At 64.0% G+C, this 15,495-nt stretch carries 10 protein-coding genes; 4 read left to right on the top strand and 6 right to left on the bottom strand.

Annotated elements, in window-relative coordinates; genetic code table 11:
* Positions 1 to 113: 113 nt before the first annotated feature.
* The 4 genes from OPIT5_07580 (at position 114) to OPIT5_07565 (ending at position 6,907) form a co-directional block, all read left to right on the top strand.
* Positions 114 to 1,040, top strand: a complete 927-nt coding sequence (locus tag OPIT5_07580; protein ID AHF94172.1) for a hypothetical protein — start codon at positions 114 to 116, stop codon at positions 1,038 to 1,040.
* A gap of 56 nt (positions 1,041 to 1,096) precedes the next feature.
* Entirely contained in the window at positions 1,097 to 2,536 is a 1,440-nt protein-coding gene (locus tag OPIT5_07575) for an agarase (protein AHF90105.1), read from the top strand.
* Positions 2,533 to 3,294 carry a hypothetical protein gene (locus OPIT5_07570; protein AHF90104.1) on the top strand — a complete coding sequence of 254 codons (762 nt, stop codon included), beginning with the start codon at positions 2,533 to 2,535 and terminating at the stop codon, positions 3,292 to 3,294. Before OPIT5_07575 ends, OPIT5_07570 begins: the two co-directional genes overlap by 4 nt.
* A 169-nt stretch (positions 3,295 to 3,463) precedes the next feature.
* Positions 3,464 to 6,907, top strand: coding sequence for a hypothetical protein (locus OPIT5_07565; GenBank protein ID AHF90103.1), 3,444 nt, complete (start codon positions 3,464 to 3,466; stop codon positions 6,905 to 6,907).
* 18 nt (positions 6,908 to 6,925) lie between these two features.
* On the opposite strand, the gene OPIT5_07560 is transcribed toward OPIT5_07565, so the two are convergent.
* The 6 genes from OPIT5_07560 to OPIT5_07535 form a co-directional block, all read right to left on the bottom strand.
* Complete coding sequence (locus OPIT5_07560) at positions 6,926 to 8,365, bottom strand: sodium:melibiose symporter (protein ID AHF90102.1); 1,440 nt, start codon at positions 8,363 to 8,365, stop codon at positions 6,926 to 6,928.
* A 218-nt stretch (positions 8,366 to 8,583) separates the two neighbouring features.
* The gene (locus tag OPIT5_07555; protein AHF90101.1) at positions 8,584 to 11,178 is read right to left on the bottom strand and encodes a hypothetical protein; all 2,595 of its coding nucleotides are present in this window, start codon (positions 11,176 to 11,178) and stop codon (positions 8,584 to 8,586) included.
* Between the two features lie 2 nt (positions 11,179 to 11,180).
* Positions 11,181 to 11,957, bottom strand: coding sequence for an N-terminal cleavage protein (locus OPIT5_07550; GenBank protein ID AHF90100.1), 777 nt, complete (start codon positions 11,955 to 11,957; stop codon positions 11,181 to 11,183).
* 53 nt (positions 11,958 to 12,010) lie between these two features.
* Positions 12,011 to 12,844 carry a glycosyltransferase family 1 gene (locus OPIT5_07545; GenBank protein AHF90099.1) on the bottom strand — a complete coding sequence of 278 codons (834 nt, stop codon included), beginning with the start codon at positions 12,842 to 12,844 and terminating at the stop codon, positions 12,011 to 12,013.
* Positions 12,845 to 13,000: 156 nt separating this feature from the next.
* Positions 13,001 to 14,026 carry a LacI family transcriptional regulator gene (locus OPIT5_07540; GenBank protein AHF90098.1) on the bottom strand — a complete coding sequence of 342 codons (1,026 nt, stop codon included), beginning with the start codon at positions 14,024 to 14,026 and terminating at the stop codon, positions 13,001 to 13,003.
* A gap of 247 nt (positions 14,027 to 14,273) precedes the next feature.
* Positions 14,274 to 15,311 carry a phosphoesterase gene (locus OPIT5_07535; protein ID AHF90097.1) on the bottom strand — a complete coding sequence of 346 codons (1,038 nt, stop codon included), beginning with the start codon at positions 15,309 to 15,311 and terminating at the stop codon, positions 14,274 to 14,276.
* Between the last annotated feature and the right edge of the window lie 184 nt (positions 15,312 to 15,495).

Below are 15,495 nucleotides of genomic sequence, written 5' to 3'. Positions count from 1 at the left end.
CCGTCAAGACATGTCCCGTTCGCGACAAAATCCTTGGAAGTCTGCCGGGAGCACTCCGGCGGCACCCCAAGCCATCATCCCCCCGCATCCCATCATCACTAGGTCATCCCGCCATGAAACACACCACTCATCTGCTCCTGACCGCACTCGGTCTCCCCGCGCTCGCCGCCGCCTCGCTTCAGGCGGCCACGCTGGTCAGTGACTCGTTCGCCGCCAATTCCCACCTCACGCAGGATCTCGCCAACCAGAAATCCGCATGGTATTTCTCGGCGGCATCGACGAACCTCGATGACAGCGCCGACGGTTCCCTGAAATTTACCACCTCGGCAACATCCGGTATCCAAAGTGTGGTGACCTATTTTTCCGACACGCCCGTGAGCCTGGCCAACAACGGCGACTCGCTGAGCGTCTCGCTGAAATTTTCCGGCTACGTTACCGAAATCGGCGAGCTTCGCCTTTCATTCTTCAATTCCGGCAGCCAACGGGTGGATGCGGACGGCCTGGGGTCATGGAATAGCAAATTCACCGCCTACCGCGGCTACACCACCTACGCAGATACGAGGCTCAACTCCCGTGATCCCCTCGCCCTTCTCCTGCGCAATACCAACGACGGCACCATTGTCAACGGGAGTTCACACCAGGGGACGACCGACACCGGCGGCAACCCGATCCCGCGTGGCGGCGTCCAGTCCGCCTCCAACGACTTCGCCAACAACGTGGACTATATCGCCACCTATACCATCACACGGGCCTCTGCCGACACCGTCAGCATCACAATGAGTCTCACCGGCGGTGCCCTCACCGGATACAGCTACACATGGACGGAGATAGCCAGCGATTATGCCAATACCGGCCTCGACACCTTTGTCATCACCACCGCCAGCCAGTTCACATTTGACAGCCTCACGCTCAAGCAAGCCACCATCACTTTCACTCCGGCCATCCCCGAGTCTTCCACGACGGCCGCCATGCTCGGCGTCGCCACGCTCGCACTGGTTTTCGGAGCGGCCGTTCTTCGCCGCCGCCCGACAGCCCGGTGAACTGATTCTGATACGTCCCCCCTTTCTTCCCAAGGCATCCTCAAACCCTCGCCGAAATGATCCGTTCACCGCTCCTGCTCTCCGTTCTTGCCACCGGCGTTTTGACTCTCGTCGGCCCGACTTGCCTGCAAGCGGCGGGGAGCGGATTTTTTGGCGTGACGAAAGCGGAGGACGGGCGCTGGTGGCTGATCGCACCCGACGGAGAACGCTTCATTTCCAAAGGCGTCTGTAATGCCAACTATCACCCCGACATCATCCGGAACACCAACCGCTCACCCTACGCCGAAGCCTGTGCCCGGAAATACGGCACGCCGGAAGCCTGGCGATCCGCAGTGGCCCGGCGCTTGCTGGACTGGGACTTCAACTCGGTGGGCGCGTGGTCCGACCTCCGTCTCTCCGAACCCGAAATAGACGGCCGCCATCTCGCCCGGACGCCGATTCTCAACCTCGGTTCCATCTTTGTGAAGGAGCGGAGCCGGCAGAATTCCGGCCAGAGCCATGCCTGGTTGCACGGTGTTTTTCCTGACGTCTTTGATCCTGAATTTGAAACCACCGCCCGGCGGCTCGCGCGAGAGGCGTGCGCGCCCCACGCGAACGCCCCGTGGGTGCTGGGCTGGTTCACCGACAACGAACTGCGCTGGGGCCCCGACTGGCGCAACCTCGACGAGCTCCTCGTCAGTTTCCTGAACTCTCCGCTTTCCTCCGACGGCCGCCAGGCGGCGCTTGCCGTCCTGCAGAAACGCTACCCCGACATCGCCACTCTCAATCGCGTCTGGAAAACCGGATACGAATCATGGGCCACGCTTGCCGCCGCCGCTCCCGGCGACATCAAGAGTCCCTTCCCCCGCAAGGCCCTTTCCCAGCAAAACGAAGAGGTCGAACGCCAGCTCAACGACGCCGATCCTGACCGGGCGCGCTTCCTGGCCGACTGCGACGAATTCCTCGGCCAGGTCGCGGAACGCTATTTCAGGATCACGGTCGAGGCCGTCCGCGCCGCCGCTCCCCGACACATGGTTTTCGGCAGCCGCTTCGCTTACGTCCCCGGCCAGCCCGTGGTCGATGCCGCCGCCCGCTGGCTGGATGTCATTTCCTTCAACCGCTATCACGACGATCCCGCCTCCGCGATCGCCCGTTACGCCGTGTTTGGCCGCCCCCTCATCATCGGAGAATTCGGGTTCCGCGCCGCCGACTCGGGCCTGCCCAACACCAAGGGTGTCGGCCCCATCAAAAAAAACCAGCGCGAGCGCGCGGAGGCATTTTCCAATTACGTCCGGAAGGCCATGGCCAGTCCGTTGGTCGTCGGCTATCACTGGTTCGAGCACGCCGACCAGCCGTCCGAAGGCCGGTTCGATGGCGAGAACTCCAACTACGGACTCGTTACCATCCAGGACGAGCCCTACGAGGACTTCGTCACCATGGCCCGCGAAGCAAACGTCTCCGCCGAACGCTGGCATCAGCCTTCCCCGACCTCCCCCCATTCTCCCACCATCCCATGAAAACGATACTCCTCCAGACGCTCCGCCGCCGCCCCGCTCACCATCGGCGTGCTTTTACGCTGATCGAACTGCTGACCGTGATTGCCATCATCGGCATCCTGGCGGCGATCATGCTCCCCACCGTCGGAAAAGTCCGCGAATCCGCTCGCAATGCCCAATGTCGCTCCAACCTGCGCCAGCTCGGCGTCGCCACGCATCTCTACATCGCCGACAACCGAAAATTCCCGTCCGGCGATTCTCCGATGTGGACTCTTGAGCTTTCTCCCTGGTTGAACCCGCTCGCCCAAACCACGTTTGCGAAACAGGCGGGCTGCCAGATCGACGAGTGCCCTTCGCGCGGGCTGAAACTCGACGGCTCCGTCAACCGTTCCTACTCGGCCAACCCGCTTGTTCTCGTGCTCGGTCCGGAGTCTACCGAGTGGGACCCCGACCGCGCGGTCACGCCGGACCAGATCATGCGCCCTACGGAAATCATCATGTTTGCCGAGGGTATGCAGCGCCCGGCGGATGCCTCGAACTGGAAGGCCTGCGCCGCCAACCGTCTCACGGAGTTGAACAAAACCGCCTACCGGAGCGCCACCGCGGCGACCGCCGATGATTACCTGCCTCCGAGCGAGGACTTTGAGCCGAACGCCGGCTCGTTCGATTATTTCCGGTTCCGTCATAACGGAAAACTCAACGCCGTCATGGTCGACGGCTCCGTCCGCCCGTTCGAAAAAGACAAGGTCAAGCAACGCAACGTAGTGATCAACTACTGACCACCGGCTTCAGCCTCCATCTCCGCCCACGTTGCCCCCACGCGCATTCCCCATGAAAACCATCGGCAGGCTCCCCGCTGCGCCTCTTTGCACCGATGGTTCCCGACATAAAATACTGAGCCCGCCACGCACCGTTTCTTCGCCTGAGCCCCCCTGTCCGATTCTGAAAATGACATCCCCCCGCCTGCTCCCACTCGCCATCGCACTCGGTCTCGCGTTTTCGCCTGCCGTTCCCGTCCATGCCCAGGGCCCGTCCGCCCCCGCCTTCCCGGTCGCCGGCCTCAATCTCAGGCCCAACGGCGTGTTCCTGTTTGACGGCGTGGAGGCCGTCGCCGGGCACTTTGACCGGGGCTGGGTCAACCGCATCGACCAGAGCCAGCTCCGGGTCGCTCCCGGTTTCCCGAAACGAGCCGCCGGTACTTGGCAGGTTCGCGGCACGCTTGCCGTCAAGGACGCCCCCGTCCCGCTCACCCTGACGCAAAGGCTGGGCCGTATCGACGCCCGCGCCTTCAGCGCCGCCTACGAGGTCGCTTGCGAGGCCAAATCCGGCCTGCCCACCAGCGAGGTGTTTCTCCAGTTCGGGATTCCGCTCTCCATCGGTGCGGGCAAGTCCGTCCTCATCGACGGCGTTGCGCATCCGCTGCCCGTCGCGTTTGGGCAGTCGCATATTTTCGGGGACAGGCAGCGCATCCCGCGCACGCTCATCCTGCCCGCCGCCACCGGCACGATCACGATCACCGGCACGTTCAGCCTCCTCATGCAGGATCAGCGCCAGTGGAAACGGGACGCTTACGCCGTGCGTATCAATTTTCCGGTTACGGATGAGGTTCTCACCCGCTCGGCCCTCGAAGTCACCGTTCGGCACACGCCTCACTCCAGCACCCCCCTTTCACTCCGCTCCGCCGCCAACTTCGGCTTCCGTGACGAGGTCGCCGGCGACGGCAAGGGCGGCTGGACAGACCAGGGAGCCGACAACGACATCCGCTCCCTCCCCGCCGGACCCCTCGCCGCGGCGGGTGTAAACTTCGAGATCCTTGACGACTCCCCCGGCGCGCCGACCCCCGGCCGGGCCGCTCTCGTCCTGGGCAAGTCCGACCAGACCTTTCTTCCCAAAAACGCGACCCTCCCTGTGTCCGGGGTGTTCTCGAGCCCTCCGCGCAACCTCTACCTGCTCCACGCCGCTGGCTGGCTTCCGCCCTCGGGCCGGTCCGTCGGCACGGTCGTCCTGCGCCAGATCGACGGCTCCGAAACGCGCCGGGAGATCGTCAGCGGGCGCGACATCGGCAACTGGCGGTCGCCTGCCCCGCTTCCTGATGCGGCCGTCGGCTGGACCGGCGAAAACCCGCGCGGCACCATCGGACTCTATGTGTCCCGCGTGCCGCTTCCGCCTGGCAAACCTCTCTCGGAGATCCGCTTCGAAAACACCGGCGAAGCCATCTGGATGGTGGCCGCGCTCTCCCTGTCGCCCGACGACATCGTGCCCTTCACCCCGCAAACTCCCTGGACGGTGCAAGCCGGTCCCGAATGGGTGGCATTCGACCACCGGCATGACATCGAGGCCGGCAGCGTCTTCGATTTCTCGTCGTACCTCGATGCTCCCGCCGGAAAACACGGCGCTCTCGTCGTCACTCCCGCCGGTCACTTCGCGTTCGAAAAAACGCCCGCCGACCGCGTACGATTCTGGGGCGTCAACCTCTGCTTCTCGGCCAACTACCTCGAAAAAGACGAGGCCGACCGCCTGGCCGAACGGCTCGCCCGGTCCGGCTACAACAGCATAAGGATTCACCACTACGACCGCGAGCTCCAGCTCAAGGGCGGACTCTCCCACGAACTCGATCCGCAAAAACTCGACCGGCTCGATTATCTCTTCGCCGCGATGAAGAAACGCGGCCTCTACATCAACATCGACCTTTACACCTCCCGCGCCTTCAGCCCGGCGGAGTTCGCCGCCTTCGGCTTCGACACGGCGACCGATCCCGATGTCGCCAGTGGCCAGATGCACTGGCGTTTCAAGGCGGTGATGCCTGTCTCCGAACTCGCCTTCGAAACCTGGTCGAAGTTCGCCGCCAACCTCCTCACGCACCGCAACCCTTACACCGGTCTGACCTGGGCCGAAGATCCCGCGCTCATCGGCATCTGTCCCGTCAACGAAGATTCCCCGTCCGAACGCATCGACAACGATCCGGTCATCAACCGCCTCTACCGGGAAGCCTTCGTCCGGTGGCGCGGCCAGCCCGAAAGCCACCTCCTCCCGGCCGCCGCCGGCGAGACCGAGGCGACCGCCTTCAACCGTTTCGTTTACGAGGCCCACATCCGGCACGATGCGCGCATGGCGGACTTTCTGCGCAACCGGCTCGGCGTGCGCGCACTCCTGTCCGGAACCAACTACCGCAACAGCCAGGAACTGGCATATGTGAGAACTCACTACGACTACGTGGACAACCACATGTATTGGGATCATCCCACCTTCCCCGTGCGGACGTTTAACCTGCCGTTCCAGTTCGATCAGGCCGGCGCGATTCGCCGCGCCGCGCCTGTCCCGCGCGAGGTCATGCCCACCCGCCTTGTGGGAAAACCCTTTGCGGTGACCGAGTTCAATTTTGTCCGTCCCAACCGTTACCGGGCCGAAGGTGCGGTCCTCATGCCTGCCTACGCCGGCCTCCAGGACTGGGATGCGCTCTACAATTTCGACTACGCCAGCAGTCGCGGCGGCGTGAACGACCCCGGACAGGTCAGCAGCATCTTTTCCCTGGCCAGCGACCCCGTCGGCCTGATCGGTGACCGCGTGGGAGCCGCGCTCTTCCGGCGCGGTGACATCGCTCCGGCGCGCGGCGGGATCACCTTCGCCGTGCAGGACGGCGCCGCCTTCAGCCAGCGCGAGCGCCGGTTCCCGAACGAGTTCTCCCGGCTTGGGCTGGTGACTCGCATCGGATCGCGCCCTGCCTCGCCGGATACGATCTTCCGGGAAAACCGGCCTGCCGCCGTCGTCGTCGATCCGCAGGCCGGTGCGGCCGCATCCGGTGCGAACCGCGTGTATCCGGCCACATCCGAACTCGCCGACCGGCTCCGGCGCGACGGCGTGCTGCCCGGGGATTCGATTTCGGATGACGGAAAACGTTACCGGAGCGACACCGGCCAGATCGAGTTGCAGACCGAGGCCGGCACACTCCGGGTGATCACGGAACGCAGCGAACTCTTCGTGCTCCCTGCCGGGGCGCAACTCGAAGGCGGACGGGTTTCGGTGCGCAACGGAGAAACGTTTGGTTCGATTGCGGTGGTCGCGGTGGACGGCCGGCCGGTGGCGGAGAGCGACCGCTTGCTCGTCGTGCATCTCACGGATGCGTTGCGGACGGGCATGCACTTTGGCGGGCAGGACCGGCGGCTGCTCGAAAAAATCGGCACGTCTCCGTATCTCGTGCAACGCGGTTCGGCTGACATCACGCTCCGGCTCGCGGGTGGCGGACCGTGGAAAGCCTGGGCCGTGTCGCCCGCCGGAGCGCGGCTGCGCGAAGTGTCGCTCACACGCAACGCCGACGGCAGCGCGTGGACGCTCCGCGCCGAAACCGTCACCGTGCAAGGCACGCAGCTCGCCTACGAACTCGCCAGAAAATAGCGAGCCTCCCTGCGACCCTCAGACTGCCGGGCGGCGGGTTTCCAGTTCCTGGCGGATTGCGGCGACTTCGCGCGGGCCGAGTCGGTAGAACATGAACAGCACGAGACACGCGCCGAAAAAGAAGCAGGGGGCGAGCGAGAAATACACGCGCAGCCGCAGGATCGTCTCGGGGGCCTGCGCGCCGCCGAGCTGTTGCTCGAAACCGGTCAGCACGAGCACCACCCCGGAAAGGGTGAAGGTCAGCGAGGCGGCGAGTTTGTGCACCCAGCCGGAGACCGCTCCGAACATGCCCTCGCGGCGATTGCCGGTGCGCAGCTCGTCCTCGTCGCAGATGTCGGCTTTCATCGAGTGCAGCAGTATCCAGAATCCGGATGAGCCGGGCACGAGAAAAAGCGGCAGCGCGAGCTGCCAGTAAGGATGTGCGGGATTGAAAAGGAACCATTTCAGGATGCCTGCAATGATGCCGAGGCAGAGGCAGATCCGGATGGTGCCGGTTTTTCCGATACGTCCCGAGAGCCAGGTGATCGCGGGGATCGAAATCCAGGCGACGGGCAGGCTGACGGACACGGTGAGGCCGAGGAACATTGCGGCCTGTTTGGTGTCGCCGCCGAAGACGTAATAGGTGTTCACGTAGATACCCAAGGCATTGAACGTGTTGATGCCGATGACCATGCACACGGAGACGGCGAGGATGATGCGGAAGGGGATGCTCGAAAAGGTGACGCGGGCCGATTGGAACAGCGGGACTTTGGGCCGGCTTTGCGCGATTTTCTGGTAACGTTCGCGCAGAAAGAGGGCGGGCGGGAGTCCTCCGATGAGAAAGAGCGCGCCCATGCCGATGCCGACCCAGCGCATGCCGGTGAGGGTGTCGGGAAAAAGGTCGAGTTGCGCGAGTTTGAAGGCCCATGCGATGATGAGCGAGGTGAGCGTGGCGAAGAGCGAGCGCGCGGCGGTGACGCGGGTGCGTTCGTGGTAGTCGGGCGAAAGCTCCAGGCTGAGGCTGAAAAAGGGAACGCTGAAGAGAGTGAAACAGGTGTAAAAGAGGAGCGAGGTGACAAGAAACCAGACAGCGGCGGCGGTGGTGCCGGAGTGCGCAGGGACGAACCAGATGAGCGGAAAAACGAGCGCGGAGAGCAGCGCGCCGACGGCGATGAAGGGGCGGCGCCGTCCCCAGCGCGAGCGGCTGTTGTCGGAGATCGAGCCCATGACCGGATCGGTGAACGCATCCCAGAGGCGCGCGATCATGTGCATGGTGCCGATGACGGCGGGGTTGACGCCGAGCACGATGTTGAAGATCGGGTTGGCGAGGTTTTTGAGCGATTCGATCCCGAGGCTGTAGGGCACGCCGCCCGCGCCGAATGCGGCGAGATCGCGGAGGCGGAGTTTGCCGGAGGAGGCGGGAGCGGAGGAGGCAGAGGTTGCCGGAGTGGCGACCGGAACGGTGGTGGAGGGAGGCATGTTTTAAAGTGGCGCGGGCGTCCCGCCCGCCGGGTAGGGGCGTCGCTTGCGACGCCCGCGCATGTCATTTGATGCCGCGTCCTGCATACACGGGCTTCGCAAGCGAAGCCCCTGCGTGTGGCGCGGGTTGTTCGATGCGATCGAGGGCAGCGCGGACTTCGGAGGCGGGAAACGCCTGCGGAGAGAATCTGGCCCCTGGACCTTGTTCCGGTGCGGGTTCAGTCACCGATCCGGTCATCCTCCCAGCGGGCGCTGTTGGGTGGAAAGACGGAAGCAGGCGCGGCGCGTTTGAGGATTTCGTCACGATGTTGGCGCAGGTCGTCGCCAAAGAGAGCGCTCATTACGGTCTGGTCCGGATTGAGCCAGTAAAAGGCGGAGGTGATGTCGTGCGGATAGGGACGGTCGGGATTCTGTTTGGTGCCGACCCACTGGCGGTTGGCGACGGTGGAGGCGAAGGAATCCAGGATGGGTTCGCGGAAGGCGGGCAGGAGCGATGGATCGAGGGCGCAGGCATAGGCCATGATGTAGCGAAGGTTGTTGCCAGCCAGTCCGCCGGCGCGCGGAGTCTGGGTGCGCGTGCGCGAGGGACTGTGCACGAAGGCGCGGTATTCGGGACGGTAGAGATTGTCCGCAGTGTAGCGGGCGGCGGCGATGATGTTTTGGCGGATGTCGTCGCGGTGCGTGAGTTTCCATGCCTCGATCATGCCGGCCGTCTGGAAGGCGACCATGAAGGAGAGTTCGCCCGTCTTGACGTCGCCGCCGGTCTGGTTGGCGCGCAGGGGACGGAGCCAGACGCCGTGGCCTTCGGCCTTGAGGAGCACGTTGTCGGCGAGGCGATTGAGGGCGGCAAGGTAGCGGTCGTCCGCCGTGGCGCGCCAGGCGGCGGCGAGGTTGACGAGGGTCCAGCCTGGTTCGCGGGCAGTGATGTATTTGTAGCGAGGATTGGTGACGAGGGGATCGGTGAGGAGGCGGTCGGTGACTTTACGACCGGCTTCGAGGGCGCGGGGATCGCCGGTGAGTTGGTGGTTGAGAAAAAAACTGGTGACGCGGATGTGACCGGGAGTGCTTCTGCCGAGAAAAAATTCATCGTCTTTGCGTCCGCCGTTGGGGAGGTGCATGTCGGTCTCCGCGCCGGGCGTATAGTAGCCGCCGGTGTGCCCGACGGAGTGTTTCCATTTGAGGCCGACGCGAGCGGGATCGACGTGGTGGTTGATGATGTCGATGTCACGCAGGTGCGTGGCCTGGCGGACGGCTTCCCGAAACATCTCCGGGTCCTGGAAACGGAGGGCCTGGCGAAAGAGGTTGGCGGGGAGGTCGTATTCGTGGTTGCACCAGTTGTATCGACGTTCGCCATACCAGTCGCCCCAGTTGAGCAAGCCATACCAGCGGTTTTCCTTTTGCTGGTCGAAGTAGGAACGGGTGGCGGCAAGGAAGGCGCGATCCCAATCGTCGAAGAGTCCGCCGCTCAGGGGAGGCAGCATGGAGTCGTCGATTCGGGTGGCGTTGATGTAGTCGAGGGGAGGGAGGACAACCGGGAGGGTTTGCAGGGCGCGTGCAATGGTGTGTGCGGAATCGGGCGAGGGTGCCCAGCCGATGAAGAGGCGATGGGATTTTTCCACGCCTTGGCGGACTTCGTAGGCGCCGGTGCGGAGGTAGTAATACCAGATTTGTTCGTCCTTGCGGCTGGCGTAGGGATTGGTGGAGGAGAGGGTGAGGGTGGGGAAGAGGTCGATGTCGAAGCCGTCTCCTGCCGGGGTGGCGCTGAAGGCTTTGGGCCATTGTTGCCAGAAGTCACGGACGGTGGCGTAGGCGGTGCTTGTGACGGATGCGGAGGGGGAATCGGGCGTGGCGAGGAGGATGCCTTCGGCGCGGGCGCCGGTGGCGTGGGCGGCTTCGATGGTATAGGCGTTGTCCTCGTGCTGAAAGAGGCGCTGGCCGGGAAGGAGTTGGCGGGATTCGGTGGTGAGCTGGAGTGTGGTCCGGCTGGCGGACGCGGGTGCGAAACGAACGGGGATGCAGGCGGAACGGAAGCGTTGCATTTCGCGTTCTCGGTTCTTTGCAGGGTCTTCGCTGAGCGGGGCAATGGCATGGTCGATTTCAACGTGGGTGGCTCCGGCGTGCAGCGTGAGGAGAATGTCGAAACGTCCGTAACCGGCGGGGACGACGGCATTGCCGCCGTCTGCGGGCGGGACGCCCGCGCCACGGTGGAAGCCGGTGGTGCGGATGACGGTGCGCAGCGGGCCGCTTTCGAGGATTTCGAGGGTGTCGATGCGGGCGGTGAGACTGGCGCCGTCAGCGGTGGTGAGTTGCGAGAGGGTAAAGGTAAGCGCGGGGTGGTCGGCGAGGGCGAGCCGTGCCGTGGCGGTGGCGCGGTCGAGCGCGAAGGTGAAATCGCCGGTGCGAATTTCAAGCGAGGCGACCGGACCGGCGTCGGGTGTGCGCGTGAGGCGGAGGGCGGAAGGAACAGGAGGGAGGGGGGCGTTTTTGCGAATCACGAACGTTCGCGTCGCATCAGACGGGAGGGGGGGAGGGCAGGTGACTTGCGCCCACTGAATGGAGCCGTCCGGCCAGCGGTTGAGGGCGTGCCATTGCTGGGGCGGGGTGGCCGTGCCGTCCTGAATGTGGACGTCGTCGGTGGAGGCGAGGGCGCCGCGCGCGAAGGGGATGCTGAAGGTAACAGGCGTGGTGTAGTTTTCGGGTAGATACGTCTTGAGCGCGACGGAACCGGCAAGGGATGCACCTGTGAGTGAGATCGTGGCGAGTGTGATGGCCAAAAGGCGCAGGCGCGCGGTGAGGGCGTGGGTTGGGATCATGGCTATTCGAAGGTTTCGGTTTCGCCGAGGGTGGTGAAGTAGCAGTCGCTGTTCATGTAGGCGGCCTGAGTCTCGGGAATGTGTTTGGTGAAATAGGCGTCGTCCTTGGCGGAGACGTGGAAGTCGGCGAAGAGGGTGTTGGCGCGGTTGGAGTGGCGGCGGTGGATGCGTTGATTGGCGGTGGAGTTGGGCGTGGGATTGATGCCGTAGCCTTGGGTGGGGCGTCCGTTGGTGTTGGATTTGTCGAGCCAGATGCTGTCTGCGATGAGGAAAAAGTCGGACGGGTTTTCGATGGCGGTCAGGGGGGTGTCGAGGTGGCGGTCGGTGCCCCATTTTCCGCCGGGGCGCATCCACATCCGCATGCCGTAGGTGAGGCCGCCGGTGTCCTCGATTTTTTCGGAATCGGGAACTTCGGAGTCGCGCGTAGGGAAAGCCGCCGGGCAATAAAAGGCGTTGCGGTCTTTGAGGATGCCGTGGCGGTAAAGGCGCGAGGTCCAGAAACGGAGGGATTTGGAGGGGTTGGCGTCGGTGTAGGGAATGTCTTTTTCGAGGTTTCGCGGGGGGAGCTTGTTGTTATTCTCAACGGTGAAGACAGCCAGCGCTCCGCCGAGTCCGCGGAGGTTGCTGATGCAGCGGACGTTCATGGCGCTTTTGCGGACTTTGCCGACGACCGGGATCATGATCGCGGCGAGGATGCCGATGATGGCGACCACGGTGAGGAGTTCGACAAGTGTAAAGCCGGAGTGGATACGACGGCGGATGCCAGCGCGGGTGTTCATGGCGTGAGGGGGGGACTAGGGACGGGGTTAGCCAGGGGAGACGGTCGCAGGCGTCATGCCCTGCGATGGCGGCGGGCGAAGAGGCCGAGGGCAAGCGCAACGAGGCCGGCGAACGCGGCCCAGGTGGAGGCTTCGGGCACGGTAGAGAGAGGGTTTGTATCGTAGAAACCGATACTATCGATACGCAGGGAGGAACCGTCGGAAGCCGACGTGGGGATGAGGCTGCGAATGTCGAATTTGCGGAAGGTCGTTCCGTAACCTGAAAATGTGAAGCTGGATATAACGGTTTGGCCATCAAGATAGATGGAGGCGGTTTGGTTGGTCAGATCGATTCCAAAGGTGAAGGTATGCCATTGATTGTCGGTGTATTTGATGTCGGTGCCGATGCTGGCGGTCCTGGTGTCAATGTTGGTGGTCGCGTCACCGACAGTGGGCACATAAGCGACCCTGAATACGTCGAGGTCATCACGGAACAGGATGGTGACGATATTGTTGGTGCCGTCACCGAAGCGAATTTGCGGACGGTTGGTCGAATTCAGGTCTGTGTTTGTGAAGTTGGCTTGGACGGAGAATTGCACCCAGTAAGTGCCGGTGACGGGGACGCCCGAAAAGGTGCGGGAGGCTGATATTTCGGCGGCGGTGGTTCCGAGTTCGACGTATTTTGTGCCGGAGTGGGCGACACCTGTGGCGCTGGCAACCAGAGTGGTTGTGCTGGATGTCCAGACAGATGTTCCACCGGAGACGGTCTGGAGGCGTCCGTTTTCGTAGGTGTCGAAGTTGTCGCCTGCGATGAGCGCGGCGCGGGAATCGTGGGCGAAGGCGGCGGTGAGAGCGAAAAACGCGACAACGACGGCGCGGCGCAGGTTGGGTTGGCGATGTGTTTTCATAGAGTTCGCAGGGTGTTTCATGGGTTGGACCAAGTGGCTTGGCCTGAATCTGCGGGACGCGGGCAGAGTGTAAAACGGCGCGTTGCTTTCATCGTAAAGTAACGCGCTCGCCAGACCGCATGCTTTCGAGGGGGGAGGGGGAGGTTGCAGCGGGTGCTACGGCGGGTCTGCCGGCGGCCGGGTGGTGGCGCCGGCGATCCAGTCGCTTTCGATCAAAACGGTTTTAGGATGACGGGGAACGCCGAGGTGGTTGTGGTGCATTTCCTCGATCACTACGTCCACAGCGGTGGCGCCGATCACTTCGCAATGCTGGTCGGTGCCCGAGAACTCGCATTCCTCGGGGTGCAGGCTCAGGTGCGCCACACCGACTTCGCTGGGAACGTCGCATCCGAGTTGGCGAAGCCAGTCCGCCACGCAGGTGTCGAACGTGGCGATGGCATCAGGCCGCCAGCGGCGAAACCACTGGTCGAAGTCACCTTGCGAATTCCACGAGAGGACGGGAATGGGATGGCACTTTTCGTCCTGACGGAAAAAGACATCGTAACCCGCCAGCCAACTCCAGTCCACGCGGGGGTTTTCGCGTTCGTGCAATACGATTCCGAAGCGGCGGTAGTCGCAGCGATGCAATTCCGTGAGCACGCGCATCATGGTGCGCGCATGGTGGTTGGCCACCCGGTGTCCTTTCAGGCCGGTGATCGAAAAGCCCAGGAGTACCGTCGCGAATTGCTGCCAGCAGGTTTCCTCCGTGCGGGTGAGCACGGGGGCGGGCGCAAGAACGATCCCGCGTATGTTGCGCTGCCAGAGGATGCCGGCCATGCGTTCGGCGGTCATGCCTTTCTCCGCCAGGTTGAATTTTTCCAGGCGGTAGCCGAGGGATTTGGCCCGCTTCTGCGCGCCGAGGAAAAATTTCGCGTGGGTCGTGGTTTGCACCCACGTATGAACCGGCATGTCGCGAGTGACGTAGGCAATGGTGGCGGCGGCGCCCCGCCGCTTCTTGGTGCGCAATTCAGTCATCAGCGTGGCGACCAGGGGATTGGGACGGTAGCCGAGGGACTCGGCGAGTGTCCGGATGCGCTGTCGTGTCCGGTCGGGGATGCTGGGGTGGTTGCGCAGGGCCAGCGAGACCGTCATTGCGCTGACCTTGGCTGCGTTTGCCACATCACGCATGGTTATGCCTGGCAGTTCCATTTACGGATAAAGCAGGGCTCCCTGTGCGTCAGGCCAAGTCTAAAACTTTCGTCTGCTCTCCAACAAAACACGCGACAGGACGCGACGGCGGTGGACATGCTGATCGGGATGATGCACCGGGGGGAACGCGGCGTGCCGGTGCAGGCGCACAGCACGCTGGTCAGCGGATTGTGGGTTGCCGGACAAACCCTGCGCGCGGGCAGCAGGAGGGTTTTGCGGCGTTCATGAGCCCGGCGGGCCGTCAGTCCGTCGGATTTCGCTCCACGGCGGCAAACTGCGCGGCGATGGCGGCGACGAGGGCCTTGCGGAAATCGGCGAGCGCGGGGCGGGCGTCGCCTTTCAGGTTGAGGCCGGCAGCGCAGGCGTGGCCGCCGCCGCCGAATTGCGCGGCGATGCGGTCCACCCGGTAACGGGCGTCCTTGGCGCGGAGGCTGGCCTTGATGCTGTCGGGGCGCTCCTCGATCAGGGCGCCGATATCCACGCCTTCGATACAGCGGGCGTTGTCCACCAGGCCTTCGGTGTCCTCGGGGCTGGCGCCGAGTTTTTCGAAAACGCCGTCGGGGAGAAAACCGATACAGGCGCGTCCGTCGCATTCGAGCTGGAGCGAATCGAGGAAATGCCGTTTGAGCTGGAGGCTGGCGAAGGTCTCGCGTTCGTAGAGCTGGTAACCGGCGGCGGCGGGATCGGCGCCACGGCTGACGAGCTCGGCCGCAAGGGTGAAGGTGCGGGCCGTGGTGGCGGGGAAACGGAACTGGCCGGTATCGGTCGAAATGCCGGTGTAGAGCGCCTGGGCGGTAAGGGCGTCGATCGGCAGATTGTTGTCGAGGAAGAGGCCGGCGAGGATTTCGCAGGCGGCGGCCGCAGCGTTGTCCACGATGTTGTGGAGGGCGAAGCCGGGGTTGGAAAGGTGGTGGTCGATGTTGGCCGCAGGCGTCGGGTACCGGGCCTGAAAGCGGGGGCCGGCGCGGTCGGGGCCGGCGCAATCGACGAAGAGGGCGGTACGCTCGCCGCCGATACGGGCGGCGTCGGCATCGAGGTCGTCGTACCGGAGAAACGGGAGTTCGCCGGAGGCGAAGAGGACGCGGCGTGGCACCGGGTCAGGGTTGGCGCAGATCGTGTCGAAGCCGCGGGCGAGGAGTACGCGGGCGAGCGCGGCCTGGGAGCCGATGCAGTCACCGTCGGGGCGGGCGTGGCCGATGACGACGAGCGGGGTTTCCGGCGCGCGGTCGAGGTCGGCGAGGAGGGCGGCAAAGAGGGGGGAGAGGCGCGGGAAGTGCATCGTCGAAGTAATGAAAGGCGGAATGTGTGCGGAGGAAAAGAGTGGCACGGGCTTTTTCCGGCCATTCGCCCGCAGAAGAGGTGGGCGTCGCCGCATCGCTGTCGAACATTAAACGTTGAGGAGCGGGCGTTCAACGGAACGAGGCCGGGCGACGCTTCGCGTCGTCACACGGGCTGGAAGCCCG

It is taken from the genome of Opitutaceae bacterium TAV5 (assembly GCA_000242935.3).
Classification (GTDB): Bacteria; Verrucomicrobiota; Verrucomicrobiia; order Opitutales; family Opitutaceae; genus Geminisphaera.
This window is presented reverse-complemented; position numbering and strand designations above follow the sequence as displayed.

Excerpts from the sequence above, each read along its gene's own strand:
- OPIT5_07550 (AHF90100.1), bottom strand. The coding sequence starts at position 11,957 with ATGAACACCCGCGCTGGCATCCGCCGTCGTATCCACTCCGGCTTTACA.
- OPIT5_07545 (AHF90099.1), bottom strand. The coding sequence starts at position 12,844 with ATGAAAACACATCGCCAACCCAACCTGCGCCGCGCCGTCGTTGTCGCG.
- OPIT5_07560 (AHF90102.1), bottom strand. The coding sequence starts at position 8,365 with ATGCCTCCCTCCACCACCGTTCCGGTCGCCACTCCGGCAACCTCTGCC.
- OPIT5_07555 (AHF90101.1), bottom strand. The coding sequence starts at position 11,178 with ATGATCCCAACCCACGCCCTCACCGCGCGCCTGCGCCTTTTGGCCATC.
- OPIT5_07565 (AHF90103.1), top strand. The coding sequence starts at position 3,464 with ATGACATCCCCCCGCCTGCTCCCACTCGCCATCGCACTCGGTCTCGCG.
- OPIT5_07535 (AHF90097.1), bottom strand. The coding sequence starts at position 15,311 with ATGCACTTCCCGCGCCTCTCCCCCCTCTTTGCCGCCCTCCTCGCCGAC.
- OPIT5_07580 (AHF94172.1), top strand. The coding sequence starts at position 114 with ATGAAACACACCACTCATCTGCTCCTGACCGCACTCGGTCTCCCCGCG.
- OPIT5_07570 (AHF90104.1), top strand. The coding sequence starts at position 2,533 with ATGAAAACGATACTCCTCCAGACGCTCCGCCGCCGCCCCGCTCACCAT.
- OPIT5_07575 (AHF90105.1), top strand. The coding sequence starts at position 1,097 with ATGATCCGTTCACCGCTCCTGCTCTCCGTTCTTGCCACCGGCGTTTTG.